Origin of the sequence: Pseudoroseomonas cervicalis (genome assembly GCF_030818485.1) — a bacterium.
In the GTDB taxonomy this organism is placed as follows: domain Bacteria; phylum Pseudomonadota; class Alphaproteobacteria; order Acetobacterales; family Acetobacteraceae; genus Pseudoroseomonas; species Pseudoroseomonas cervicalis_A.
On sequence record NZ_JAUTAJ010000004.1, the window covers coordinates 931,091 to 953,290 of the forward strand.

At 71.4% G+C, this 22,200-nt stretch carries 22 protein-coding genes and 1 tRNA gene; 17 read left to right on the plus strand and 6 right to left on the minus strand.

Annotation, left to right across the window (positions count from 1 at the left end; all coding sequences use genetic code 11):
• From QE401_RS08220 to QE401_RS08235, 4 genes are all read left to right on the plus strand, one after another.
• Positions 1-1,050 (plus strand): amidohydrolase family protein, encoded by a 1,050-nt coding sequence (locus QE401_RS08220; protein WP_307137742.1) that lies wholly within the window; start codon positions 1-3, stop codon positions 1,048-1,050.
• 125 nt (positions 1,051-1,175) lie between these two features.
• Positions 1,176-2,336, plus strand: coding sequence for an alpha-hydroxy acid oxidase (locus tag QE401_RS08225; protein ID WP_307137743.1), 1,161 nt, complete (start codon positions 1,176-1,178; stop codon positions 2,334-2,336).
• A gap of 130 nt (positions 2,337-2,466) precedes the next feature.
• Positions 2,467-3,441 (plus strand): Bug family tripartite tricarboxylate transporter substrate binding protein, encoded by a 975-nt coding sequence (locus QE401_RS08230; RefSeq protein WP_307137744.1) that lies wholly within the window; start codon positions 2,467-2,469, stop codon positions 3,439-3,441.
• A 5-nt stretch (positions 3,442-3,446) separates the two neighbouring features.
• Complete coding sequence (locus QE401_RS08235) at positions 3,447-4,322, plus strand: amidohydrolase family protein (RefSeq protein WP_307137745.1); 876 nt, start codon at positions 3,447-3,449, stop codon at positions 4,320-4,322.
• 501 nt (positions 4,323-4,823) lie between these two features.
• On the opposite strand, the gene QE401_RS08240 is transcribed toward QE401_RS08235, so the two are convergent.
• From QE401_RS08240 to def, 4 genes are read right to left on the minus strand one after another with little or no spacing between them, the layout of a single operon-like run.
• Complete coding sequence (locus QE401_RS08240) at positions 4,824-5,366, minus strand: NUDIX hydrolase (protein ID WP_307137746.1); 543 nt, start codon at positions 5,364-5,366, stop codon at positions 4,824-4,826.
• Between the two features lie 52 nt (positions 5,367-5,418).
• Complete coding sequence (gene truA, locus QE401_RS08245; RefSeq protein WP_307137747.1) at positions 5,419-6,180, minus strand: tRNA pseudouridine(38-40) synthase TruA; 762 nt, start codon at positions 6,178-6,180, stop codon at positions 5,419-5,421.
• Between the two features lies 1 nt (position 6,181).
• On the minus strand, positions 6,182-7,102 hold the full coding sequence (gene fmt, locus QE401_RS08250; protein WP_307137748.1) for a methionyl-tRNA formyltransferase: 921 nt from the start codon (positions 7,100-7,102) through the stop codon (positions 6,182-6,184).
• Positions 7,099-7,632, minus strand: a complete 534-nt coding sequence (gene def, locus QE401_RS08255) for a peptide deformylase (RefSeq protein ID WP_307137749.1) — start codon at positions 7,630-7,632, stop codon at positions 7,099-7,101. The genes fmt and def overlap by 4 nt, the downstream gene beginning before the upstream one ends.
• A gap of 185 nt (positions 7,633-7,817) precedes the next feature.
• Between def and QE401_RS08260 the strand changes: the two genes are divergently transcribed.
• The 9 genes from QE401_RS08260 (at position 7,818) to QE401_RS08300 (ending at position 13,676) form a co-directional block, all read left to right on the plus strand.
• Positions 7,818-8,291 (plus strand): Hsp20 family protein, encoded by a 474-nt coding sequence (locus tag QE401_RS08260; RefSeq protein WP_271135162.1) that lies wholly within the window; start codon positions 7,818-7,820, stop codon positions 8,289-8,291.
• Positions 8,292-8,467: 176 nt separating this feature from the next.
• Complete coding sequence (locus QE401_RS08265) at positions 8,468-8,710, plus strand: hypothetical protein (protein ID WP_271135161.1); 243 nt, start codon at positions 8,468-8,470, stop codon at positions 8,708-8,710.
• A gap of 97 nt (positions 8,711-8,807) precedes the next feature.
• Positions 8,808-8,882 (plus strand) — tRNA-Thr (locus tag QE401_RS08270).
• A gap of 564 nt (positions 8,883-9,446) precedes the next feature.
• Positions 9,447-10,964: an ABC-F family ATP-binding cassette domain-containing protein gene (locus QE401_RS08275; protein WP_307137750.1), complete on the plus strand. Its 1,518-nt coding sequence runs from the start codon at positions 9,447-9,449 to the stop codon at positions 10,962-10,964.
• A 146-nt stretch (positions 10,965-11,110) separates the two neighbouring features.
• Positions 11,111-11,542, plus strand: a complete 432-nt coding sequence (locus tag QE401_RS08280) for a Tat pathway signal protein (protein WP_307137751.1) — start codon at positions 11,111-11,113, stop codon at positions 11,540-11,542.
• 10 nt (positions 11,543-11,552) lie between these two features.
• Positions 11,553-12,293, plus strand: coding sequence for a MotA/TolQ/ExbB proton channel family protein (locus tag QE401_RS08285; RefSeq protein WP_307137752.1), 741 nt, complete (start codon positions 11,553-11,555; stop codon positions 12,291-12,293).
• Positions 12,294-12,299: 6 nt separating this feature from the next.
• A complete protein-coding gene (locus QE401_RS08290; RefSeq protein ID WP_307137753.1) occupies positions 12,300-12,431 on the plus strand; it encodes a hypothetical protein in 132 nt (43 codons plus the stop codon).
• Entirely contained in the window at positions 12,428-12,751 is a 324-nt protein-coding gene (locus QE401_RS08295; protein ID WP_307137754.1) for an ExbD/TolR family protein, read from the plus strand. Before QE401_RS08290 ends, QE401_RS08295 begins: the two co-directional genes overlap by 4 nt.
• Before the next feature lie 10 nt (positions 12,752-12,761).
• Positions 12,762-13,676 (plus strand): energy transducer TonB, encoded by a 915-nt coding sequence (locus QE401_RS08300; RefSeq protein WP_307137755.1) that lies wholly within the window; start codon positions 12,762-12,764, stop codon positions 13,674-13,676.
• A 124-nt stretch (positions 13,677-13,800) separates the two neighbouring features.
• Here the strand turns inward: QE401_RS08300 and uvrA are convergent, their stop codons facing one another.
• On the minus strand, positions 13,801-16,716 hold the full coding sequence (uvrA, locus tag QE401_RS08305; protein ID WP_307137756.1) for an excinuclease ABC subunit UvrA: 2,916 nt from the start codon (positions 16,714-16,716) through the stop codon (positions 13,801-13,803).
• A gap of 277 nt (positions 16,717-16,993) precedes the next feature.
• On the opposite strand from uvrA, the gene ssb reads away from it, so the two are divergent.
• Together ssb and QE401_RS08315 are read left to right on the plus strand one after the other, a co-directional pair.
• Complete coding sequence (gene ssb / locus QE401_RS08310; RefSeq protein WP_307137757.1) at positions 16,994-17,536, plus strand: single-stranded DNA-binding protein; 543 nt, start codon at positions 16,994-16,996, stop codon at positions 17,534-17,536.
• A gap of 276 nt (positions 17,537-17,812) precedes the next feature.
• Positions 17,813-18,535 carry a hypothetical protein gene (locus QE401_RS08315; protein ID WP_307137758.1) on the plus strand — a complete coding sequence of 241 codons (723 nt, stop codon included), beginning with the start codon at positions 17,813-17,815 and terminating at the stop codon, positions 18,533-18,535.
• Between the two features lie 9 nt (positions 18,536-18,544).
• On the opposite strand, the gene QE401_RS08320 is transcribed toward QE401_RS08315, so the two are convergent.
• Positions 18,545-19,420: a LysR substrate-binding domain-containing protein gene (locus QE401_RS08320; protein WP_307137759.1), complete on the minus strand. Its 876-nt coding sequence runs from the start codon at positions 19,418-19,420 to the stop codon at positions 18,545-18,547.
• A gap of 114 nt (positions 19,421-19,534) precedes the next feature.
• Here QE401_RS08320 and QE401_RS08325 point away from each other — a divergent pair, with 114 nt between their 5' ends.
• Positions 19,535-21,241, plus strand: a complete 1,707-nt coding sequence (locus QE401_RS08325; RefSeq protein WP_307137760.1) for an acyl-CoA dehydrogenase family protein — start codon at positions 19,535-19,537, stop codon at positions 21,239-21,241.
• Complete coding sequence (locus QE401_RS08330) at positions 21,238-22,200, plus strand: Bug family tripartite tricarboxylate transporter substrate binding protein (RefSeq protein ID WP_307137761.1); 963 nt, start codon at positions 21,238-21,240, stop codon at positions 22,198-22,200. The genes QE401_RS08325 and QE401_RS08330 overlap by 4 nt, the downstream gene beginning before the upstream one ends.

The following is a 22,200-nucleotide window of genomic DNA, read 5'->3' on the forward strand; positions in this document are numbered from 1 at the left end:
ATGAGTGTCCCCAAGCATTCCTCTCCGCACATCCCCGTGCGGGAGGATTGGCTGGCGCAGGTGCGGGAGGAGATCCTGGACCCATCGCTGCCCATCGTGGACCCGCACCACCATCTCTGGGACCGGCCCGGGTCCCGCTATCTGCTCGACGAGTTGCTGCGCGACACCGGCAGCGGGCATGACGTCCGGGCCACGGTCTATGTGCAGGCGCGTGGCATGTACCGGGCCGGCGGTCCTGAGGATCTGCGCTCCCTTGGCGAGACGGAGTTCGCCAATGGCGTGGCGGCACAGAGCGCCAGCGGTCTCTACGGCCCGATCCGCGCCTGCGCGGGCATTGTTGGCATGGTGGACCTGATGCTGGGCGATGCCGTGGCGCCGCTGCTGGAGCAGCATCTCCGGGCGGGCGGGGATCGCTTCCGCGGCATCCGCAACCAGACCGCCTGGCATGAGCTGCCGGAGATCAACTCCAATCCGGTTCCACCGCGGAAAGGCCTGCTGTCGGAACCCGCCTTTCTGCGCGGCGCCGGTCGGTTGCGCGAATATGGCCTGTCCCTGGACGTCTGGGCCTACCACACGCAGCTCGACGAGGTGACGGCCTTGGCGCGCGCGCTGCCGGACCTGCCCGTGATTCTCGACCATGCGGGCGGGCCGCTGGGCGCCGGTCCTTACGCAGGGCGGCGGGATGAAGTCTTCGCGGAGTGGAGCGCGCGGATGCGCCATCTCGCGCAATGTCCGAACGTCACCGTGAAGCTCGGCGGGCTGGGCATGGCGGTGAACGGTTTTGGCTTCGAGCAGCAGCCCCTGCCGCCCGGTTCGGAGCAGCTGGCGAAAGCCTGGCGTCCCTATATCGAGTTCTGCATCGAGACCTTCGGCCCGACGCGCTGCATGTTCGAGAGCAATTTCCCGGTCGACAAGGGCAGCTACGGATACGCGGTGCTGTGGAATGCCTTCAAGCGTCTCGTGTCCGGCGCCTCCGCTGACGAGAAATCCGCCCTGTTCAGCGCGACCGCCACACGGGTCTACCGGCTGCAGCCGGAAAGCATGTCGTGATGTCAGGCGCGGAGCGGCGCGGCATCGGCGCCCCCGATGTCGCTATGGGAATGGGTGAGACGGAGGGTGCGCTCGGCGCGCCGCCGGGTTCCACCCGGCCAATGGTCCGCGAGGTGCCGCGGAGGATGCGGCGCATCCTCAGCCTGGACGATCTGGAGAAGGCGGCCCGGCGCCATCTGCCGCGACCGATCTTCGGCTATGTGTCCGGCGCGGCGGAGGACAATCTGTCCCGCGCCGACAACCGCCAGGCCTTCGCGGAGTACCGCTTCGTCACGCGCATCCTGCGGAACGTCTCCGGGCGCAGCCAGGCGACCGAGCTGTTCGGCCGCACCTACGCCATGCCGTTCGGCATTGCGCCCATGGGAATCAGCGCCCTGATCGCCTATCGGGGCGACCTCGTGCTCGCGCGGGCCGCTCGGCAGCTCGACATCCCGATGATCATGAGCGGCTCCTCGCTGATCCGGCTGGAGGAGGTGTTCGAGGCCAATCCGGAGATGTGGTTCCAGGCCTACCTGCCGGGGGAGCCGGACCGTATCGCCGGGCTGGTGGAGCGCGTGGCACGGGCGGGGATCGGCACCCTGGTGCTGACGGTCGACACCGCCGTGCTGGCCAACCGCGAGAACAACATCCGGAGCGGCTTCTCCACCCCGCTGCGCCCCAGCCTCCGCCTCGCCTGGGACGGGATGGTGCGGCCGGATTGGACGATCAACACCTTCCTCCGCACCCTGTGGCGGCACGGCATGCCGCATTTCGAGAACTCCTACGCCACGCGCGGCGCGCCCATCATGTCGGGCGCCGTCGTGCGCGACTTCGGACGGAAGGATCATCTGGACTGGGGGCACCTTGGACAGATCCGGCGGCAATGGAAGGGGCGCCTGATCATCAAGGGCATCCTGCATCCCGACGACGCGAGGATGGCGCGTGACGCGGGGGCGGATGGCATCATCCTGTCCAATCACGGCGGCCGGCAACTCGATGGCGCGGTGTCGCCGCTGCGCATCCTGCCCGCGGCCGTGGAGGCCGCGCGCGGCATCCCGGTGATGATGGATTGCGGCATCCGGCGTGGCACGGACGTCTTGAAGGCGCTGGCCCTGGGGGCCGCTTTTGTCTTCATCGGCCGCCCCTTCGTCTATGCCGCCGCGCTGGCCGGGGAGGCAGGGGTGATGCACGCCGCCAACCTGCTGGGCGCGGAGGTCATGCGGGACCTGGGATTGCTGGGCGCCTCGGCCCCGTCCGAAATCGGCGCGGATCAGCTGCTCCGCCTCGAAGCCGGCTCCCGTGTCTGACGGCTGCAGGCCGAACCGCCATGGGTCCGGGAAACATCCCTGCGCTGTCCGGCTGTGCCGCACAGCATGCCCGACGCCAAGGACCGCAAAGGTCCGCTGACCAGCCAGACATCGAAGGAGGCCAGCAGTCATGATCCAACGTCGAATTCTTTTCGCCACCATGGCTGCGGGCCTCGCGACGCCCGGGCTGGTGCGCGCGCAATCCTGGCCGACGCGGCCTTTGCGGATGGTGGTGGCGTATCCGCCCGGCGGCGCCGTGGATCTGGCGGGCCGTCTGATCGCCGACACGCTCGGCGCGCGGCTCGGGCAGCCGGTGGTGGTCGAGAACCGCACCGGCGGCGGCGGCACCATCGGCACGGCGGCGGTCGCGCATGCCGCACCGGACGGCTACACCCTTGGCGCCACCGCTGTGAACAGCCTCGCCATCAATCAGTACCTGTATCGCGATCTGCCCTACGCGCCGGAGAAGGATCTGCTGCCGGTGTCCCTCGCCTGGGAGGCGTCGCTGGTGGTGGTGGTGCCGGTCGACCATGTCCCGGCCAGGACGATCGCGGAGTTCGTGGCCTGGGCGAAGCAGCGGCGCGGCGGCATCGCCTTCGGCAGCTCCGGTGTCGGCACGACCGTGCACCTGTCCGGCGAGATGCTGTGTCGGCGCACGGGCATCCAGGGTGTCCATGTGCCCTTCCGCGGTGGCGCCGATGCCCTCACCAGCATGCTGAGGGGCGACACGCAGCTCACCGTCGACAACCTGCCGACCGCCTTGTCCAACCTGCGGGGTGGCAGGCTGCGCCCACTGGCGGTGACCTCGGCTGAGCGGTCGCCGGACCTGCCGGACGTCCCCACCATGGCCGAGGCCGGAATCCCTGACTTCGTGGTGACGTCATGGGGTACGATCACCGTGCCCGCTGGCACGCCGGAGGCGGTGGTGAACCGCCTGTCGGACGCCATGCGCCAGGTGGCGGCCGATCCTGCCGTGCAGGAGCGCTTCCGCCCAACCGGCAACAGGCCGCTCGGCACGACGCCGCAGGAGGCCGCAGCCCGGGCGGCCCGGGAACGGCCGATGTGGGAGCAGCTCGTGCGCCTCTCCGGGGCGACGCTGGATTGAACGGGATGCAGGACAGGCAGGTGAGAGCTCCCTGGTCGGCGGGCGAAGGGCCGCCCCGTCACCATGTGCCGCCCGGGGCCACGGATTGCCATTTCCACGTCTACGACGCCCGCATGGCCTCCGTGCCAGGCACGCCGCACCACCCGGACGCGATGGAGGAAGGTTACCGCGCGCTGCAGCAGCGCCTTGGCCTGTCGCGGGGGGTGCTGGTGCAGCCTTCGGCCTATGGCACGGACAACAGGCGTCATCTGCGGGCCTTGGAAAGCCTGGGCCGTGCATCCTTCCGCATGGTGGCGGTGGTCGCCGCCGAGGTGACGGATGCGGAGCTGCGCGGGCTGGATGCGGCGGGGGTGTGCGGCGTCCGCTTCAACGTCACCATGCCCGGCGTGCTGGGGCTGGCGGATCTGGAGCCCCTGGCGAAGCGCATCTCGGCGTTGGGCTGGCACATCCAGCTCAATGCGTCCGAGGCGCAGTTGCGTATGGCCCAGGATGTGCTGGCGCGGCTTCCCTGTCGGCTGGTGCTGGACCATCTGGGGCATGTTCCTCAGCCAGCCGGGCTGGACAGTGATGCCTTCGGGATCATCGGGCGGCTGCTCGACGCGGGAAACACCTGGGTCAAGCTGTCCGGCCCCTACATCCGCAGCCAGGTCGGGGGGCCAGACTATCCGGATGCCGGTGGCGTGGCGGCGGCGCTGGCGCGCCGGGCGCCCGAGCGCATCCTCTGGGGCACGGACTGGCCGCATCCGACCCGGCCTGTGGATGCGAAGCCAGACGATGCCAGGTTGCTTGACCTCGCGATGGAATGGGCGGGGTCCGACGCGGTGCGGCGCCGGATGCTGGTGGAGAACCCCGCCGAAGTCTACGGCTTCAGCGGGGTGTGACGTTTCCGGCGCCCGCCGCGCGCTATGATGCTCTCCGGGCTTCCCTCGTCGCCCGGGCGCATTCGTGCATCACGGCCAGCGCCCGCATGGTTGGGTCGGTGCCGATGACGAAGGGGTTGCTGGCGGCCCTCGGCTTTGCGGCGAGCTTCGTGATCGCCTCACGGACGTCGGCCTCGCTCGGCTCATCAGATTCTGGGCAGCACCAGATTCTGGGCAGCACCGGCGAACAACCTGGGGCGCCGAAACGTCTCGGCGGGGGGAGGGGGCCTTGCGGGCTGGCGACCTGCACCTTGGGGATGGCGTGCATTGCAGCGCCCGTCGCCGCCGTCTTGGTCCTTACAAAATTGCCGGAGGGGAATTCAGAGGCGGTCAGATCCGTGGGCTACGACCGTGGGCGGAGTGGCCTGGACTTGAAGGCGTGGCGTTTCAGAAAGCGCGTGGTGGGGTGTGATGGGGGTGTCCCTCCGCCGCCATTCTCCCCGGGAATCTGGCGGCACATGATCAGCCCGGCGGCAGCGGTGTCATGCCGCGTGCATCCATCTCCGGGTTGCTGGCCGGCGCGCCCAGCGGCTGGCCGCGCCCCGCATGCCAGTGGCGCAGCGCCCAATGCACCGAGGGGAAGGCGATCTCGTCCCAGGGGATCTCCTCCCAGGCGAAGAGCTTGACCTCCAGGCTTTCGGGCCCGGCGGCATAGCCTGGTTTGGCCAGATGGGCGCGGAACAGGATCTGCACCTGGCCGATGCGGGCGATGGAATAGACCGCCAGGATGCCCTCCAGCGCGATGCGCGCCTGGGCTTCCTCCCAGGCCTCGCGCTGCGCCGCCTCGGCCACCGTCTCGCCCAGCTCCATATAGCCGGCGGGCAGCGTCCAGAAGCCGGCGCGCGGCTGGATGGCGCGGCGGCACAGCAGCAGCTTGCCTTCCGTCTCGACCACGGCGCCGGCCACGATCTTCGGGTTCTCATAGGCGATGAAGCCGCATTCGGCGCAGGTCAGCCGCTCGCGGTCCTCGCCCTCGGGGATGGTCCGGTGGAAGCGCTGGGTCATGCGGGCAGGGTGCGGCCGGGGCAGGGCGGCCGCAAGCCCCTGCCTCATCCCGTCAGCGCCAGTCCAGCGGCTCCGGATAGCGGGCTTCCAGGAAGGTCAGGCCCTCGGCCGGGGCGGTCTGCCCGGCCTGGCTGCGCTCGCGCGCCTCGAGCAGCCGGCGCGGCCAATCGACGCCCTGCCGCCCCAGCCCGACCTGCGCCAGCGTGCCCACCATGTTGCGCACCTGGTGGTGCAGGAAGCTGCGGGCGGCGGTGTGGATCACCACCTCCTCGCCCTGGCGGCGGACATCCAGCCGGTCCAGCGTGCGCAGCGCGCTCTTCGCCTGGCAGGAGGCGGCGCGGAAGGCCGAGAAATCATGCTTGCCCAGCAGCCCTTGCGCCGCTTCGTGCATCGCCGCGGCGTCGAGGCCAGGGCCGATATGCCAGACCCGCCCGGCCTCCAGCGCCGGGCGCGGACGACGGTTCAGGATGCGGTAGCGATAGGCGCGGCCGATGCAGGAGAAGCGCGCCGACCACTCCGCCGGCGGCACCGCCACGCCGAGCACGGAAACCGGATGCGGCCGGGTGTGGTAGTTCAGCGCCTCACGCAGCCGCACCGGGTCGAGTGTCAGGGCGATGTCGATCTGCACCACCATGCCTTCGGCATGCACGCCGGAATCGGTGCGCCCGGCGGCCTGGGTGGCGGCCGCCACGCCGCCATTCAGCGGCGCCGCCGCCTCCTCCAGCACCTGCTGGATGGACAGGCCTGAGGGCTGGCGCTGCCAGCCGACGAAGGGCGCGCCGTCGAACTCGACGAGCAGGGCGTAGCGCGGCATCTCAGCCGAGGCGGGTGCCGGCGGGCAGGGGATAGCCGCGCAGGAAGGCCTCCGCCGGCAGGGCGCCACGGCCGGCCCGCTGCAGCGCCAGCAGGCGCAGCGCGCCCTGGCCGCAGGCCACCAGCGCCGCATCGTCCAGCAGCGTGCCAGGCGCGGCGGCCGGGGCCTTCTCCACCGGCTCCGCCGCCAGCACGCGCAGCGTCTCGCCCTGATGCTCGAAATAGGTGCCGGGCCAGGGATTCAGGGCACGCACCCGGCGGTCCAGCGACGCGGCGTCCTGCGCCCAGTCCAGCCGGCCATCCGCCTTGCTGAGCTTGGGCGCGTAGGTGACGCCCTGCTCCGGCTGCGGCACCGACGCCGGATTCTCGGCGAGCGCGCGCAGGATCAGCTCGCCCCCCATGGCGGCCAGCGCGTCATGGATGGCCGGCGTGCCGTCGCGCGGGCCGATCGGGATGCGCCCGGCCAGCAGCATCGGGCCGGTGTCGAGCCCTTCCTCCATCTGCATGATGGTGATGCCGGTCTCGGCATCGCCCTCCAGGATGGCGGCCTGGATCGGCCCGGCGCCGCGCCAGCGCGGCAGCAGCGAGGCATGGATGTTCAGGCATCCCCGCCGCGGCGCCTGCAGCATGGCCGCCGGCAGGATCAGCCCATAGGCGGCGACCACCGCGACATCGAGATCGAGCGCCGCGAATTCCGCCTGCGCCTCGGCGTCGCGCTTCAGCCGCACAGGGTTGCGGACGGGCAGGCCGAGTTCCAGCGCCACGCGGTGGACGGGGCAGGGGGTCTGCTTCTGCCCGCGGCCGGAGGGGCGCGGCGGCTGGGTATAGACCGCCGCGACCTCATGGCCGGCCGCGTGCAGCGCCCGCAGCGCGGGCACCGCGAAATCCGGGCTGCCCATGAAGGCGAGGCGGAGGCGGCTCATTCGCTGTCCCGCGCCTGGGCCTTGAGCTCCTTGGCCAGCTTGCGCAGCAGCATGTTGCGCTTCAGCGCCGAGATGTGGTCGACGAACAGCACGCCGTTCAGATGGTCGATCTCATGCTGGATGCAGGTGGCCAGCAGGCCATCGGCCTGCATCTCCCGCTTGCTGCCGTCCAGCTCCAGCCAGCGCACCTTGATCTCGGCCGGGCGGGTCACCTCGGCATATTGGTTGGGCAGCGACAGGCAGCCCTCCTCGCGCGAGGACAGCTCGGTGCTGGCGGCCACGATCTCGGGATTGATCATGACATAGGGCTCGGGCTTCTCGTCCGGCTGCAGGTCGACCACGACCAGGCGCAGCAGCTCGCCGATCTGCGGCGCCGCCAGGCCGATGCCGGGCGCCTTGTACATGGTGGCGAGCATGCGCGGGGCCAGGGCGCGCACCGTCTCGGTGTCGCCGGGGCCGACGGGGCGGGCCTTGGCGCGCAGCCGCGCGTCGGGCACCAGCAGGATGGGCAGCAGGGAGGTGTCGGACATGGAGCGGCTGCTCTACCCCCTGCATCGCGGCGCTTCAACCATTCTGCCCGCAGCCCCGCCATGGCCTGCCGGCCATGGGCCCGGCCCCTTGCATTCAGGCCGGTTGTGCACAAACTGATGAGGCATGGCGGGGTGCTTCGGGCCCCGCCAACCGCTCGCTCATCGCTGAGGAGTCCTTCGCTGCCATGTCCCGCTCGTCCCTGTTCGGATCGCCCCTGTTCCTCGGTTTCGACCATCTGGAGCAGATGCTCGATCGCGTCGCCAAGAATTCGGACGGCTACCCGCCCTACAATATCGAGCAGACCGGCGAGAACCGGCTGCGCATCACCCTGGCGGTGGCGGGCTTCAGCATGGACGAGCTGCAGCTGACGCAGGAGGACAACCAGCTGGTGGTCCGCGGCAAGCAGCGCGACGAAAGCGAGGGCCGCATCTTCCTGCATCGCGGCATCGCCGCGCGGCAGTTCCAGCGCGCCTTTGTCCTGGCCGAGGGGATCGAGGTGGAGGGCGCCTGGCTCGACAATGGTCTGCTGCATATCGACCTGAAGCGGCCGCAGCCGGCGGTGCGGGTGAAGGCGATCCAGATCGGCACCCGCAATGGCGGCCCGGCCCGGCCGCTGGTGCACACCCAGCTGGGCGAGGGCGAGAAATCCGGCGGCTGAGCCGCCGCCGGGCTTTCGCGCACGAAACCGTTCAAAACCATTCCTGCCCCGGGCGCATTGATAAGGAAGACCTGCCGCATCGGCGGCAGGAGGACCGACGCGGGGGCGGATCGCGGCGCAGCGCAGCTGGCCGCACAACGCCGGGCCCCGACGGGACGGCAACAGGAGAGTCCCTCATGAACAAGGCAGGTCCCACACGTCCTTTCGCCGCCGCCGACGCTCTGCGGCAGCTCGCCCCCGCCGACTGGGCGCGATTCGGTGCCGAGCGCATCGCCTATATCCGCCCGGTGACGGTGGATGGCGTGGCGGCGGTGGCCATCCACGCGGCCGACGGCACGCAGATCGGCGCCGCGCCCGACAGCAACCTGGCGGCGGCCGCCATCCTGCAGCATGAGATGCTGCCGGCCCTGGTGCACTGATCTGGGCCGCGCCCGGCCGGTGTCATCCGGCCGGGCGCGGAACGTTCAGGAAGGTGGTTGCCCTGGCGCCGCAATCCCGCTAGAGAGCGGCCCGCGCGCCGACGTAGCTCAGCGGTAGAGCAACTGATTCGTAATCAGTAGGTCCCCGGTTCAATCCCGGGCGTCGGCACCACACAGATTTCAGCGCCCCACCCCGAGATCCCAGTCCCTGCGAAGCCCGAGGCGATCTCTGGGCCGCAGCCGGGCGCGGTCGCACGTCGACCTTGGCTAGGTGGCTTCATCCCCTTCGAAGACCTGCCGCGGAACTGTCCATACTCCCGTTCTGGCGGGCCCGCTCCGGCTTCTTCGGGGGCGGGAGAGGGGCAGGTATGACCGCCCCGAATTCGAGCACGCGCCTGCCATCAAGGTGACGGTAGGGATGGCCATGCCCGCCCCGTGCGCCCCCATCCGCTGCCGACATGCGCTGCTGAGGGCACTCGCGCGCCGATCGCAGGCTGAACTTGTGCCGGCATGTGGGCCCGACTATGTTCGCGGCCCTGGCAACCCGAGCAAAGAGGAGGGCCGCAGTGTATCATTGCCATCACAACCGGCGCGGCCCTTTCCCGGCCCTGCAAATGCGTTTGCAGGGCTGATCAGGCGGCGGAGCCTCCAACTCCCTTTCCCCTGTCAGCCTGTCTTCTGACGGATGTGTTGTGCCTGGGCCTTGGGTCCGGCCAGCACGGGGAAAGATGTTCTCATGTCCCTGATGAGCCTCGAAGGCCTTGGCATTGCGCTGGGCCAAATTCTGTTTTCCGACCTGGATCTCACGGTCCATCCCGGTGACCGCATCGGCATCGTGGCCCGCAATGGCAGCGGCAAATCCACCCTGCTGCGCCTCCTGGCGGAGCGGGCCGAGCCGATGGCCGGACAATGCCGCTATGGCCGCAACCTCCGCATGGCGCTGATGCCGCAGGACCCCGAGCCGGCCCTGCTGCCGCTGCCGGTGCACGCGGCGGTGCGGCAGGCCCTGCCGGCGGAAAGCCAGGACTGGGAAGGCTGGCGCGTCGATGTGGCACTCGACGAGGTGGGCATGCCCGGCGCGATGCGGGAGCAGCCGCTGGGCACCCTCAGCGGTGGCTGGCAGCGCATGGCCCTGCTCGCCAGGGCCGGATTGGTCGAGCCTGATATCCTGCTGATGGATGAGCCCACCAATCATCTCGACCTGCAACGGATCGGGCGATTGCAGCGCTGGATCGCGGCCTTGCCGTCGGAGACCGCGCTGCTGGTTGCCAGCCATGACCGCGCCTTTCTGGATGCGGTCACGCGGCGCACCCTCTTCCTGCGGCGCGAGGCGTCGGTGGTGTATGCGGCACCCTATTCCGCGGCGCGCGCCAGCCTGGCGGAACGCGATGCCGCGATGGCGCGGCGCCACGAAACCGAGCTCCGGCAGGCCACGCGCCTCAGGCAGCAGGCGGCCAGGCTGCACAATATCGGCGTCAACTCCGGCTCCGATCTGCTGAAGGTCAAGACCCAGCAGCTGCGCGCACGGGCCGAGCGCATCGAGGCCGCCGCCCGCCCCGCCCACCGCGAAGGGGCGGCCGGCCAGATCCGGCTGGCGGAGAGCGCCACCCATGCCAGAACGCTGCTGACGCTCGATGGCGCCCGGGTGGCGGCCCCGGATGGCCGGAGGCTGTTCACCACGGGGCAGCTGCGGCTCCATCCAGGCGACCGCGTCGTGCTGCTGGGCGCCAATGGCGCGGGCAAGTCGCGCCTGCTGGGCATGGTGGCGCAAGCCCTGGCGGGGCAGCCGCAGCCCGGCCTCACCGTCAGCGCGACGGTGGTGGCGGGGATCTGCGATCAATCCCTCAGCCATCTGCGCCCGGAGCAGACGCTGCACGATGCCATCCGCAGCCGCTTCGCCCTGGGGGACCAGCGGATCCGCACGCTTCTCGCCGCGGCGGGCTTTGCGCCGGAACAGCAGGGGCGTGCGACCGGGCAGCTGTCCGGCGGCCAGCGGACAAGGCTGGCCATGCTGATCCTCCGCCTCCAGGAGCCGAATTTCTACCTGCTCGACGAGCCGACGAACCATCTCGACATCGAAGGCCAGGAAATGCTGGAGGCGGAATTGCTGCGCCAGGACTGCGCCGGCCTGATCGTCTCGCATGACCGGCGCTTCGTCGAAACCGTCGCCACGCGGTTCTGGTGCGTCGAGCGCGGGGTGCTGCGGGAAACCGACGAGCCTGGGCGTTTCTTCGAGGCCGCCCTGGCGGAATAGGCCAAGCCCCGGGGCGGCTCTGCGGGGTTCTGCTGGCGGGGGGCGAGGGGCCTGCCGCCTGCAGCGCTGCATTGAGAGTCATTCGCATTGCAACTGTCTCTCAATAGCGTCATAAGCCCCCGCAGATGCGAAAGGGTTTCCGCCACATGCCGCTCCGCCGGATCCTCCCCGCGCTGGCCGCCCTGGCCGCGCTCAGCCTGCCCGGCCTCGCCGCGGCGCAGTCGGAACCGCGGATCGGTCTGGAGCTGAACCGTCTGGAGAGCCGCCCCGAGGGCTGCCGGGTGTGGATGCTGCTGCGCAACCCCTCCGACGAGGCGCTGGACCCGCTGCGGCTGGATCTGCTGGTGTTCGGCAAGGAGGGCGTAATCGCCCGCCGCCTGGCGCTCGATGTCGGGCCGCTGCCGCAGCAGAAGACCATGGCGCGCATCTTCGACCTGGCGGGGCAGAGCTGCGACGGCATCGGCTCCCTGCTGCTGAATGATCTTCTGGCCTGCGGCGCCGGCCCCGAGGGCCGCGCCGCCTGCCTGCCTCGCCTGGCGCTCAGCTCGCGCGTCGACGGCGTTTCCTTCGAGAAGTGAGGAGGTCGCGATGAACCCGACCGATACCACCGCCCTCCCTGACGTCGCGAATATCGGCCTGCATGGCGGGCCGGACATGTCGATGCTCGGCCTGTTCATGCAGGCCGACTGGGTGGTCAAGGCGGTGATGATCTCGCTGGCCCTGGCCTCCATCATCTGCTGGGCCATCATCGTCGAGAAGTCGCTGCTGCTGGCCCGGCTGCGCCGCGAGATCGCCCAGATCGTCGCCGCCGCCGCGCCGGCCGGTCAGTCCGGCATCGCCGCGCCGCAGGGCGAGGGCGTCGCCGCCCGTGTGCTGCGGGCCGGCACCCGCGAATGGCGCGACGGCCGCGAGCAGGGCGAGAGCCGCTTCGAGTACCGGCACCGCATGGAGCATGCGATGCGCCATGTGCTGAGCATCGAGCTGCGCCGGGTCGAGCCGGGGCTGCCCTTCCTGGCGACCACCGGCGCCGTCGCCCCCTTCATCGGCCTGTTCGGCACGGTCTGGGGCATCATGAACAGCTTCGCCGGCATCGCGCAGAGCAACGACACCAGCCTGGCCGTCGTCGCCCCCGGCATCGCCGAGGCGCTGTTCGCGACCGCCATCGGGCTGATCGCCGCCATCCCGGCCGTGATGGCCTATAACCGCCTGCTGGTGCGGCTGGGCCGGCTGCGGCAGGACGGGCAGGCGGCCGCCGCCGATCTGGCCGCCGGCCTGTCGCGCCGCCCGCCCGCCCTGGCCGGGGCCCGCGCCAGCGCCGCGGCCGAGTAAGCCGCCATGGCCTTTTCCGGTCCCAGCATGGGCGGCGACGATGACGGCCCGCTGCCCATGGCCGACATGAACGTCACGCCGCTGGTCGACGTCATGCTGGTGCTGCTGATCGTCTTCATGGTCCGGCGGCGCCGATGATGGTGGTCGGCGTGCCGGTGAACCTGCCCAAGACCGCCGCCCCGCGCGCCGCGGCGCCCCGCCCGCCGGTGGTGCTGACGGTGACGACCGAGGGCAAGGTGTTCCTGCGGCAGGAGGAGATCGCCGCCGCCGAGCTGGTCGGCCGGCTGACCCAGCTGCACCGCGACGATCCCGAGGCGCCGGTTTATGTGCGGGGCGACCGCGCCGTGCCCTATGGCGAGGTGCTGCGCGTGATGGGGCGCGTCACCCAGGCCGGCATCACCCGCGTCTCGCTGATTGCCGAGGCGGAGGCGGGCGCCGCCGTCACCCGGGCGCGCTGAGCACCTGGCCATGAGCACGCAGAGCCTCTCCCTGCCACGCGGCCTCGGCTGGGGCGCGTCGGTCGCGCTGCATGGCGGCGCCGCCATCTTCCTGCTGTTCGGCCTGCCGCAGCACGAACCGCCGCCGGTGATCGTGCCGCTGGAAGTGGCGCCGCCGGCGCCGGTGGTGCAGGAAGCCGCCGCGCCGACCGAAGTGGCCGAGGCGGTGGAAGCCGTGCCGCCGCCGGCCGAGACCGTGACCACCACTGCGCCGCCGCCGGACGCCGTGGCCGCGCCGCCCCCCGAGCCGGCCACCGCCGCGCCGCCGGAGATGGTGACGGCCGAGCCGCCGCCGCCCACCGACCAGCCGCCGCCCGAGACGGCCCGCACGGCCGAGCCGGAGATCGTCGAGGCGACGCCGCCGGAGCCCGAGCGCGCCCCCGAGCCGGAAAGCGTGCCGCTGGAGCAGGCGGACATCCCGCCGCCGCCGCCGGCCCCCCCGCCGCCGCCGGTGCAGGCGCGCCCGCCCGCGCCGCCGCGCCCGACACCGCCGCGCCCCGCGCCGCAGGCCCCGGTCGCCGCCCCGGTGGCACCGGCCCCGCCGCCCGTCGCCGCCCCCGTGGCGCCGGCCCCGGCCGCCGTGCCGCGCGCCGCCATGGCGCCGCCCTCGACCTACAACAACCGGCTCTTCTCGGCGCTGGAGCGGGCCAAGCGCTACCCGAACAGCGCCCGGCTGCGCCGCATCCAGGGCCAGGCGCTGCTGCAGTTCACCGTGCTGGCGGATGGCAGCGTCGCCAATTGGCGCCTGCTGCGCAGCAGCGGCCACGACATCCTGGACGAGGCGGTGGTGGAGATGATCCAGAACGCCCGGCTGCCGGCCTTCACGCCGGAGATGGGCACCGACCCGGTGACCATGTCGGTGCCGGTGACCTTCACTCTACGCTGAGCCCGGCTCCGCCGGGGGCGCTGAGCCCGGCTTCGCCGGATGCGCTGAGCCCGGCTCTGCCGGGAGGGCCGGCTGGGATGTCATGAAAAAGGCCGGAAGGGCGATGCCCTCCCGGCCTTTCGTGTCACTCGGCGGCGCGTGCCGGGGCCTTGCGCCGGGCCGGCTTGGGCTGCGGCAGCAGCGGTCGCAGGAAGCGCCCGGTATGGCTGGCGGGGATCGCCGCCACCTGCTCCGGCGTGCCCTCGGCGACGATCTGGCCACCGCCATCGCCGCCCTCCGGCCCCATGTCGAGGATCCAGTCGGCGGTCTTGATGACCTCCAGATTGTGCTCGATCACCACCACCGTGTTGCCCTGCTCGACCAGCTGGTGCAGCACCTCGAGCAGCTTGCGCACATCCTCGAAATGCAGCCCCGTGGTCGGCTCGTCCAGGATGTAGAGGGTGCGGCCGGTGGCGCGGCGCGACAGCTCCTTCGACAGCTTGATGCGCTGCGCCTCGCCGCCCGACAGCGTCGTCGCCTGCTGGCCGAGATGGATGTAGCCGAGCCCCACCTCCCGCAGCACCCGCAGCTTCTCGCGGATCGCCGGCACGGCGGAGAAGAACTCGACGCCCTCATCCACCGTCATCTCCAGCACGTCGGAGATCGACTTGCCGCGGAACTTTACCTCCAGCGTCTCGCGATTGTAGCGCTTGCCCTTGCAGGTGTCGCAGGTGACGTAGACATCGGGCAGGAAGTGCATCTCGATCTTCAGCACGCCATCGCCCTGGCAGGCCTCGCAGCGCCCGCCCTTGACGTTGAAGCTGAAGCGGCCCGGCTTGTAGCCGCGCGCGCGGCTTTCCGGCAGCTCGGCGAACCAGTCGCGGATCGGCGCGAACAGCCCGGTATAGGTGGCCGGGTTGGAGCGCGGGGTGCGGCCGATCGGCGACTGGTCGATGTCGATGATCTTGTCGAGATGTTCCAGCCCCTCGATCCGCTCATGCGGGGCGGGGACGGTGCCGGCGCCCATCAGCCGGCGCGCCACGGCCTTGTAGAGCGTCTCGATCACGAAGGTCGATTTGCCGCCGCCGGAGACACCGGTGACGCAGGTGAAGGTGCCGAGCGGCAGCCCCGCCGTGACGCCGCGCAGATTGTTGCCGGTGGCACCGACCACGCGCAGCATGCGCGCGGGGTCCGGCGCGCGCCGCTTCTCCGGCACGGCGATGTGCCGGCGGCCCGAGAGATAGGCGCCGGTGATGCTGTCCGGATGCGCCGCCACCTCCTCCGGCGTGCCCTGGGCGATGACACGACCGCCGCCGGCGCCGGCCGCCGGGCCGATATCGATCAGATGGTCGGCGGTGCGGATGGCGTCCTCGTCATGCTCGACGACCAGCACGGTGTTGCCGAGGTCGCGCAGCCGCCGCAGCGTGGTCAGCAGGCGCTCATTGTCGCGCTGGTGCAGGCCGATCGAGGGCTCGTCGAGGACGTAGAGCACGCCGGTCAGGCCGGAGCCGATCTGGCTGGCCAGACGGATGCGCTGGCTCTCGCCGCCCGACAGCGTCGCCGAGGAACGGGCCAGCGACAGGTAGTCCAGCCCGACATCGAGCAGGAAGCGCAGCCGCTCGATGATCTCCTTCAGGATGCGGCGGGCGATCTCGGCCCGCTGGGGCGTCAGCGTGGCCTCGACCCCCTCGAACCAGGGCAGGGCCTTGCGGATCGACAGGTCGCTGGCCTCGGCGATGTGCCGGCCGGCCACCTTCACCGACAGCGCCTCCGGCTTCAGCCGGGCGCCGCAGCAGGCATGGCAGGGCCGCTCCGCCTGGTAGCGCGAGAGATCCTCGCGCACCCAGGGATTGTCGGTCTCGCGCAGCCGGCGGGCCAGGTTGGGCAGCACGCCCTCGAAGGGCTTCTTCACCTCATAGGCGCGCAACCCGTCCTTGTAGCGCAGGGTGACGACCTCATCCCCCGTGCCGTTCAGGATGCCGCCGCGCACCTTGGCCGGCAGCTCGCCCCAGGGGGTGCTGGTCTTGATGCCGAAATGCTTGGCCAGGCTGGTCAGCGTCTGGTCGTAATAGGGCGCGCTGTTGCCGGCCCAGGCGGCCACCGCCCCATCGGCGATGCTGCGCCCCTCATCCGGCACCACCAGCGCGGCGTCGAAGAAGCTCTCGGTGCCGAGTCCGTCGCAGGCCGGGCAGGCACCCTGCGGCGAGTTGAAGGAGAACAGCCGCGGCTCGATCTCCTCCAGCGTGAAGCCGGAGACGGGGCAGGCATAGCGGCTGGAGAAGACGGTGCGCTCGGGCTCCGCGCCCTCCTTCGCATCGGCGGCCTCGGCATAGGCGACGCCATCGGCCAGGCCGAGCGCCGTCTCGAAACTGTCGGCCAGGCGCTGGGCCAGCCCGTCATTGCCGACCACGACGCGGTCGACCACCACCTCGATATCGTGCTTCTTGCGCTTGTCGAGGGCGGGGGCGTCCTCGATCCGCATCAGCGTGCCGTTGATCTTCACCCGCTCGAAGCCGCGGCGCTGGTATTCGGCCAGCTCCTTGCGGAACTCGCCCTTCTTGCCGCGCACCACGGGGGCCAGCAGCAGCAGCCGGGTGCCCTCCGGCATGGCCAGCACGCGATCGACCATCTGGCTGACCGTCTGCGCCTCGATCGGCAGGCCGGTGGCCGGCGAATAGGGCACGCCGGCCCGCGCCCAGAGCAGGCGCATATAGTCGTGGATCTCGGTCACCGTGCCGACGGTCGAGCGCGGATTGTGGCTCGTCGTCTTCTGCTCGATTGAGATGGCCGGCGACAGGCCCTCGATGGAATCGACATCCGGCTTCTGCATCAGCTGCAGGAACTGCCGCGCATAGGCCGAGAGGCTCTCGACATAGCGGCGCTGGCCCTCGGCATAGATGGTGTCGAAGGCGAGCGAGGATTTGCCCGAGCCGGACAGGCCGGTCAGCACCGTCAGCGTGTGCTTCGGGATGTCGATGTCGATGTTCTTGAGGTTGTGCTGACGCGCGCCGCGGATGCGGATCTGGTCGTTTTGGCCGGTGGGCGTTTGCGGCTTCGTCACGTCAGGCTCCTGGGGGCGAGCGTTCGCATTGTGTTCCTGTTGTGCCAGGATTAATATACGGGGGGAAGAGGGCGCAACAGGCCCCGCGCTGCCAGACCGACCGGCGAGACGACCTCGGGGGGTGGCAACGTGGCAGCGGGATGGCTAGGTTGCGCCGACGCGCCCCGAAGGGCGCACATCAAGGTGATGATCCGCCCCGCCGGCCGGAACGCCAGCCCCGTTTGCAGGGGACGGGCCCCGGCCGCGCAGGGCCAGAACGGGTGAAGGACCAGACGGCATGGCCGGCAGCGTCAACAAGGTGATCCTGATCGGCAATCTGGGGAAGGACCCGGAGGTGCGGAATTTCCAGAATGGCGGGCGCGTGGTGAATCTGCGCCTCGCCACCACGGACACATATAAGGACCGCGAGGGCAATCGCCAGGAGCGGACCGAGTGGCATTCGGTGGCCATCTTCAACGAGAAGCTGGGCGAGATCGCCGAGAAGTATCTGCGCAAGGGCAGCAAGGTCTATATCGAGGGCAAGCTCGAGACCCGGAAGTGGCAGGACCAGTCCGGCCAGGACCGCTACTCGACCGAGGTGGTGCTGCGCAATTTCGGCGGTGAGCTGACCCTGCTCGACGGCCGCGGCGAGGGCGGCGGCATGGGTGGCGGCGGCGGCTCCGAGGGCGGCGGTGGCTATGGCGGCGGTGGCCGCTCCTCCGGCGGCTATGGCGGCGGCGAGCGCAATGGCGGCTCGGGTGGCGGCGGCCGGCCGCAGCGCGGCGGCTGGGACGCGCCCAAGGGCGGCGGCAGCGACCTGGACGACGACATCCCGTTCTGAGCGGCCTTGTGCCGCCCTGGCAGGTGCGGAGACCCAGCCCGCAGGCATCATCGATGCCTGCGGGTTTTTTCATTCCCGGCTGGCCTCCGGAGGCGGCCCGGCCGGTCTCCGCACCGGGCACACAGCTTCGGCATCTGGCTGACAAGGCCGGGAAGGGGCATTGCCGGGCCTGCCGGCTCTGCCAAGCTCCGCGCGCCATCGCCCCGGCGCCGCCATCGCTCGGGGTGGGAGCCGGACGCGGCTTCCGGATGGCGTCGTGTCCGGGGAGAGCAGAGCGTGAACGCTGCCGAGTTTCTGGAAGGGCTGAGGGCCGATCCGCTGGCCTTCCTGCGCCGCCATGTCTTCTACGTCGTCGGCCTGCCCTCGGGCACGGCGCACCGGCGCGAGCATTTCCCGTCCTTCCGCGCCGCCGGCGCCGCGGAGACGCCCAGCCTGACCATCCCGACCCGCTCCGTGCCGCCGCGTCGCGGGCTGTTCGAGATCGATGAAGACACCGCCAGCTTCGAGGGCTTCCAGACCGGCCTGGCCGGGCAACTCGGCCGCAGCCGGAGCCGCGACAAATTCACCCTGCGGCCCGCCGGTGGCGGCGCGGCCGACCGGCAGCTGGACGCCTGGTATGTGCCGATGAGCGACCAGCAATCCGGCGCTGTGACCTCCTATGTCGTGCTGCCCGGCGAGGGCGGGCCCGACATCGCGCTGACCTCGCAGCTTTCCGGCTGCACCTTCGGCCTCGGCATGGCGGCGCGGGATGGCAGCCGGATCGTCTCGCACACCAGGCCCGACCCGTCCTATGCGGGCGGGGCCGCCGGCAAGGCCGCCTTCGGCCCGATGGCGGACATCTTCGACCGCCAGTCCCGGCCGGGGCCGCGCGCCTATGGCAACCCGGACAACCGGGCGACCATCATCGGCCTGCGCCAGCAGGGGCAGTGGCGCTTCTTCGCGCAGACCTACCAGACCCTGCCGAACCGGCTGCTGAGCGTCGAGCGGCTGAACGGCTGAGGCCCGGCCTCAGGCCGCGCCGCCGGCCTCGGCCGCCAGCCAGTCGCGCAGCCGGGCCAGCGCCGGCTCGCCGGCGCGTTCGGCATCGTGCAACAGGGTGAAGTGGCGCGAGGTCGGCCGCAGATAGGGGTGCGGCGCCGCCACCCGCCCGGCGGCCAAATCCGGCCCGACCAGGGCCTGGATGGCCAGGGCGACGCCCAGCCCCTCCGCCGCCGCGTCCAGCGCCAGAGCGATGCTCTCGAAGCGCGGGCCGCGCCTTGCATCCACCCCCTCGATGCCGGCGGCGGCCAGCCAGCGCGGCCAATCCTCCGGCCGCTGCCGCGAATGCAGCAGCGGCTCCCGCCGCCAGTCGAAGCCGGCCAGGCGGGAGGGGGCGCAGACCGGCAGTATGGCGATCGGCACCAGCGGCAGCATGGCCAGGCCCGGGCGCGGCCTGGCATCGGTCACCGCGATCACCGCGTCGAAGGCACCGGGGGAGAGCTCCAGCGGGTCGGCGCTGGTCTCGAGCTCGATCTCCAAGCCCGGATGGGCGGCGCGCAGCCGGCTCCAGCGCGGGATCAGCCAGCGGCTGGCGAACAGGGTGTAGGCGCCGATGCGCAGCCGCTGCGGCGCCGCGTGGCGCATGGCGCCCAGGCCGGTGGCGATGCGGTCCAGCCCCTCCCGCGCCGCGGCGAACAGCGTCTCCCCGGCCGGGGTCAGCTGCAGCCCGGCGGCCGTGCGGGTGAAGAGCGCGGTGCGCAGCTCCTCCTCCAGCGCCCGCACGCCGCGGCTGACGGCGCCGGGTGTCACCGACAGCTCGGCCGCCGCGCGGGTGACGCTGCGGTGGCGCGCCGCCGCCTCGAAGCTGCGCAGCGCGACCAGGGAGGGAAGGCGGCGATAGGTCATGCGGCGTTGAGCCTAGCTCAACGAGGGCTGCGAACAAATCGATTGGCGCCGGCGGGGGCTGCGGCCAGCCTTGCCGGGCCGGCGCGCTCCGGCCCAGCACCAAGAGGAAACGCCATGCATCTCCGTCCCCCCGGCCCGCCCGCCGGTGCCGAGGCGATTCCGGACAGCCACGGGCTGAACCTGTTCCGCGCCGATCCGGTGCTGGGGCGGCTCGCCTCGCTCTATCTGCCGCCCGACCTCGCCGCGCATCTGGCGCCGCAGCTGGACCGGCTGGGCGGGTTGGCCGGCGGCGCGCTGGACATGCTGGCCATGGCGGCGGACCACAATCCGCCGGTGCTGCGCATGCGCAACCGCCGTGGTGAGGACGCCCAGAGCATCGACTACCACCCCGCCTACCGGGAGATGGAGCGGCTGGCCTTCGGCGAGTTCGGCCTGGCCGCGCTGTCGCATCGCGGCGGTGTGCTGGGCTGGGACGCGCCGATGCCGCCGGCGGCCAAATACCTGCTGACCTATCTCTTCGTGCAGGCGGAGTTCGGCCTGTGCTGCCCGGTCAGCATGACCGACAGCCTGACCCGCACCCTGCGGAAATTCGGCGACCCCGCGCTGGTCGCCCGCTACCTGCCGGCGCTGACCAGCCAGGATCTGGACAGTCTGCACCAGGGCGCGATGTTCATGACCGAGCAGGGCGCCGGCTCTGACATCGCCGCCACGGTGGTGCGCGCGGCCCCGCGCGAGGATGGCAGCTGGGCGCTGAGCGGCGACAAATGGTTCTGCTCCAACCCCGATGCCGGGCTGGCCATGGTGCTGGCGCGGCGGGAAGGGGGGCCGCCCGGGCTGAAGGGTGTTTCCCTGTTCCTGCTGCCCAGGACCCTGCCGGATGGCACGCCCAACCATCACCGCATCGTCCGGCTGAAGGACAAGCTCGGCACCCGCTCCATGGCCTCGGGCGAGGTCAGCATGAACGGCGCCATCGCCTGGCTGGTAGGGGAGCCTGAGGCCGGCTTCCGCCAGATGGCCGACATGGTGAACAATTCCCGCCTGTCCAACGGCGTGCGCGCCGCCGGCATGATGCGCCGCGCGGTGACCGAGGCGTTGTTCATCGCGCATCGCCGCGTCGCCTTCGGCAAGCGCCTGGTCGAGATGCCGCTGATGCAGCGCCAGCTGGCCAAGATGCTGCTGCCGATGGAGCAGGCCCGCAGCATGGTGTTCCAGGCGGCCGAGGCGCTGCGCCGCGCCGATGCGGGGGAGGAGGGCGCCTACGCCCTGCTGCGCATCCTGACGCCGCTGCTGAAATTCCGCGCCTGCCGCGACGCCCGCAAGGTGACGGGCGACGCGATGGAGGTGCGCGGCGGCTGCGGCTACATCGAGGAATGGTCGGATGCCCGGCTGCTGCGCGACGCGCATCTCGGCAGCATCTGGGAGGGGACGAGCAACATCGTCGCCCTCGACGTGCTGCGCGCCGCGGCGCGGGAGGGGTCGCTGCCGGTGCTGCGCGCGCATGTGCATCAGCTGCTCGGCAATAGCGGCGCCCTGCCCGAGGCGCTGCCGGCGCTGGACCGCGCTGTGGCCCTGGCCGAGGCGGCGCAATCCGACCCGGCGCTGGCCCGCCAGGCGGCCTCGGCGCTCTATCACGTCACCTCCGCTGCCAGCCTCGCCTGGGAGGCCGCGCGCCTCGGCGAGCCGGCGCGGCACGAGATCGCCCGGCTGGTGCTGCGGCACCGGGTCCTGCCGCGCGATCCGCTGGATCCGGCATCGCCCGATGCCGCAACGCTCCGGGGCCTGCTGAACGATCCCGGCGCGACCATGGGAGAGACCGCATGATCGGACGTCGCATCCTTCTTGGCACCGCGGCGCTGGCGCCGCTGGCCCGGCCGGCCCTGGCGCAGCCGGGTGGCCGGCCGGTCACCCTGGTGGTGCCCTTCTCGCCCGGCGGCCCCACCGACCTGATCGCCCGCCGCCTGGCCAACAGCCTGGGCGAGACGCTGGGCCAGGTGGTGGTGGTGGAGAACCGCGCCGGCGCCGGCGGCAATATCGGGGCGGAGCTGGTGGCGCGCAGCGCGCCGGACGGGCAGACGGTGCTGTTCGGCACCTCCGGCCCGCTGGCCATCAACCGCATGCTCTATCCGGGCCAGGCCTATGACCCGGCGAAGGATTTCGCCGCCATCGCGCCGCTCGGCCGGATCCCGAACGTGCTGGCGGTGAACGGCAGCGTGGCGGCGAACAACGTCCAGGAACTGATCGCGCTGTCGAAGCGGGAGCGGCTCTCCTACGGCTCCTCCGGCAATGGCGCCTCCTCGCACCTGGCCGGGGCGCTGTTCAACAGCATGGCGGGCACCCGCATCGAGCACATTCCCTATCGCGGCACCGGCCCGGCGCTGAACGACCTGCTGGCCGGGCATATCGCCATGGTCTTCACCGATGTGCTGACGGCGCTACCGCATGTGCAGGGCGGCCGGGTGCGGGCGCTCGGCATCACCACGCTGGAGCGATCTTCCGTGCTGCCCGACCTGCCGACGGTGGCCGAGCAGGGGCTGCGCGGCTACGACGCCTCGGTCTTCTTCGGTCTGGTGGTGGCCGCCGCCACCCCGGCGCCGCTGCGCGAGCGGCTGCGCGCCGCGATGGACCGCGCCGTCGCCCAGCCCGAGACCCGCGGCTTCCTGGAAAGCCAGGGCATGCAGATCGCGCCCGCGCTGACGCCGGAGGCCCTGACAGGGCTGATGGCCTCCGAGACCGAGCGCTGGGCGCGGGTGATCCAGGAGGCAGGCGTCCGGCTGGAGTGA

What these genes read in the sequence shown, in the direction of transcription:
- QE401_RS08330 (WP_307137761.1), top strand. Translation starts at nt 21,238, where the DNA reads ATGATCGGACGTCGCATCCTTCTTGGCACCGCGGCGCTGGCGCCGCTG.
- QE401_RS08230 (WP_307137744.1), top strand. Translation starts at nt 2,467, where the DNA reads ATGATCCAACGTCGAATTCTTTTCGCCACCATGGCTGCGGGCCTCGCG.
- QE401_RS08240 (WP_307137746.1), bottom strand. Translation starts at nt 5,366, where the DNA reads ATGACCCAGCGCTTCCACCGGACCATCCCCGAGGGCGAGGACCGCGAG.
- ssb (WP_307137757.1), top strand. Translation starts at nt 16,994, where the DNA reads ATGGCCGGCAGCGTCAACAAGGTGATCCTGATCGGCAATCTGGGGAAG.
- QE401_RS08220 (WP_307137742.1), top strand. Translation starts at nt 1, where the DNA reads ATGAGTGTCCCCAAGCATTCCTCTCCGCACATCCCCGTGCGGGAGGAT.
- QE401_RS08325 (WP_307137760.1), top strand. Translation starts at nt 19,535, where the DNA reads ATGCATCTCCGTCCCCCCGGCCCGCCCGCCGGTGCCGAGGCGATTCCG.
- QE401_RS08300 (WP_307137755.1), top strand. Translation starts at nt 12,762, where the DNA reads ATGAGCACGCAGAGCCTCTCCCTGCCACGCGGCCTCGGCTGGGGCGCG.
- QE401_RS08275 (WP_307137750.1), top strand. Translation starts at nt 9,447, where the DNA reads ATGTCCCTGATGAGCCTCGAAGGCCTTGGCATTGCGCTGGGCCAAATT.
- QE401_RS08260 (WP_271135162.1), top strand. Translation starts at nt 7,818, where the DNA reads ATGTCCCGCTCGTCCCTGTTCGGATCGCCCCTGTTCCTCGGTTTCGAC.
- QE401_RS08295 (WP_307137754.1), top strand. Translation starts at nt 12,428, where the DNA reads ATGATGGTGGTCGGCGTGCCGGTGAACCTGCCCAAGACCGCCGCCCCG.
- truA (WP_307137747.1), bottom strand. Translation starts at nt 6,180, where the DNA reads ATGCCGCGCTACGCCCTGCTCGTCGAGTTCGACGGCGCGCCCTTCGTC.
- QE401_RS08320 (WP_307137759.1), bottom strand. Translation starts at nt 19,420, where the DNA reads ATGACCTATCGCCGCCTTCCCTCCCTGGTCGCGCTGCGCAGCTTCGAG.
- def (WP_307137749.1), bottom strand. Translation starts at nt 7,632, where the DNA reads ATGTCCGACACCTCCCTGCTGCCCATCCTGCTGGTGCCCGACGCGCGG.
- QE401_RS08285 (WP_307137752.1), top strand. Translation starts at nt 11,553, where the DNA reads ATGAACCCGACCGATACCACCGCCCTCCCTGACGTCGCGAATATCGGC.
- fmt (WP_307137748.1), bottom strand. Translation starts at nt 7,102, where the DNA reads ATGAGCCGCCTCCGCCTCGCCTTCATGGGCAGCCCGGATTTCGCGGTG.
- QE401_RS08265 (WP_271135161.1), top strand. Translation starts at nt 8,468, where the DNA reads ATGAACAAGGCAGGTCCCACACGTCCTTTCGCCGCCGCCGACGCTCTG.
- QE401_RS08235 (WP_307137745.1), top strand. Translation starts at nt 3,447, where the DNA reads ATGCAGGACAGGCAGGTGAGAGCTCCCTGGTCGGCGGGCGAAGGGCCG.
- QE401_RS08290 (WP_307137753.1), top strand. Translation starts at nt 12,300, where the DNA reads ATGGCCTTTTCCGGTCCCAGCATGGGCGGCGACGATGACGGCCCGCTG.
- QE401_RS08280 (WP_307137751.1), top strand. Translation starts at nt 11,111, where the DNA reads ATGCCGCTCCGCCGGATCCTCCCCGCGCTGGCCGCCCTGGCCGCGCTC.
- QE401_RS08225 (WP_307137743.1), top strand. Translation starts at nt 1,176, where the DNA reads ATGCGGCGCATCCTCAGCCTGGACGATCTGGAGAAGGCGGCCCGGCGC.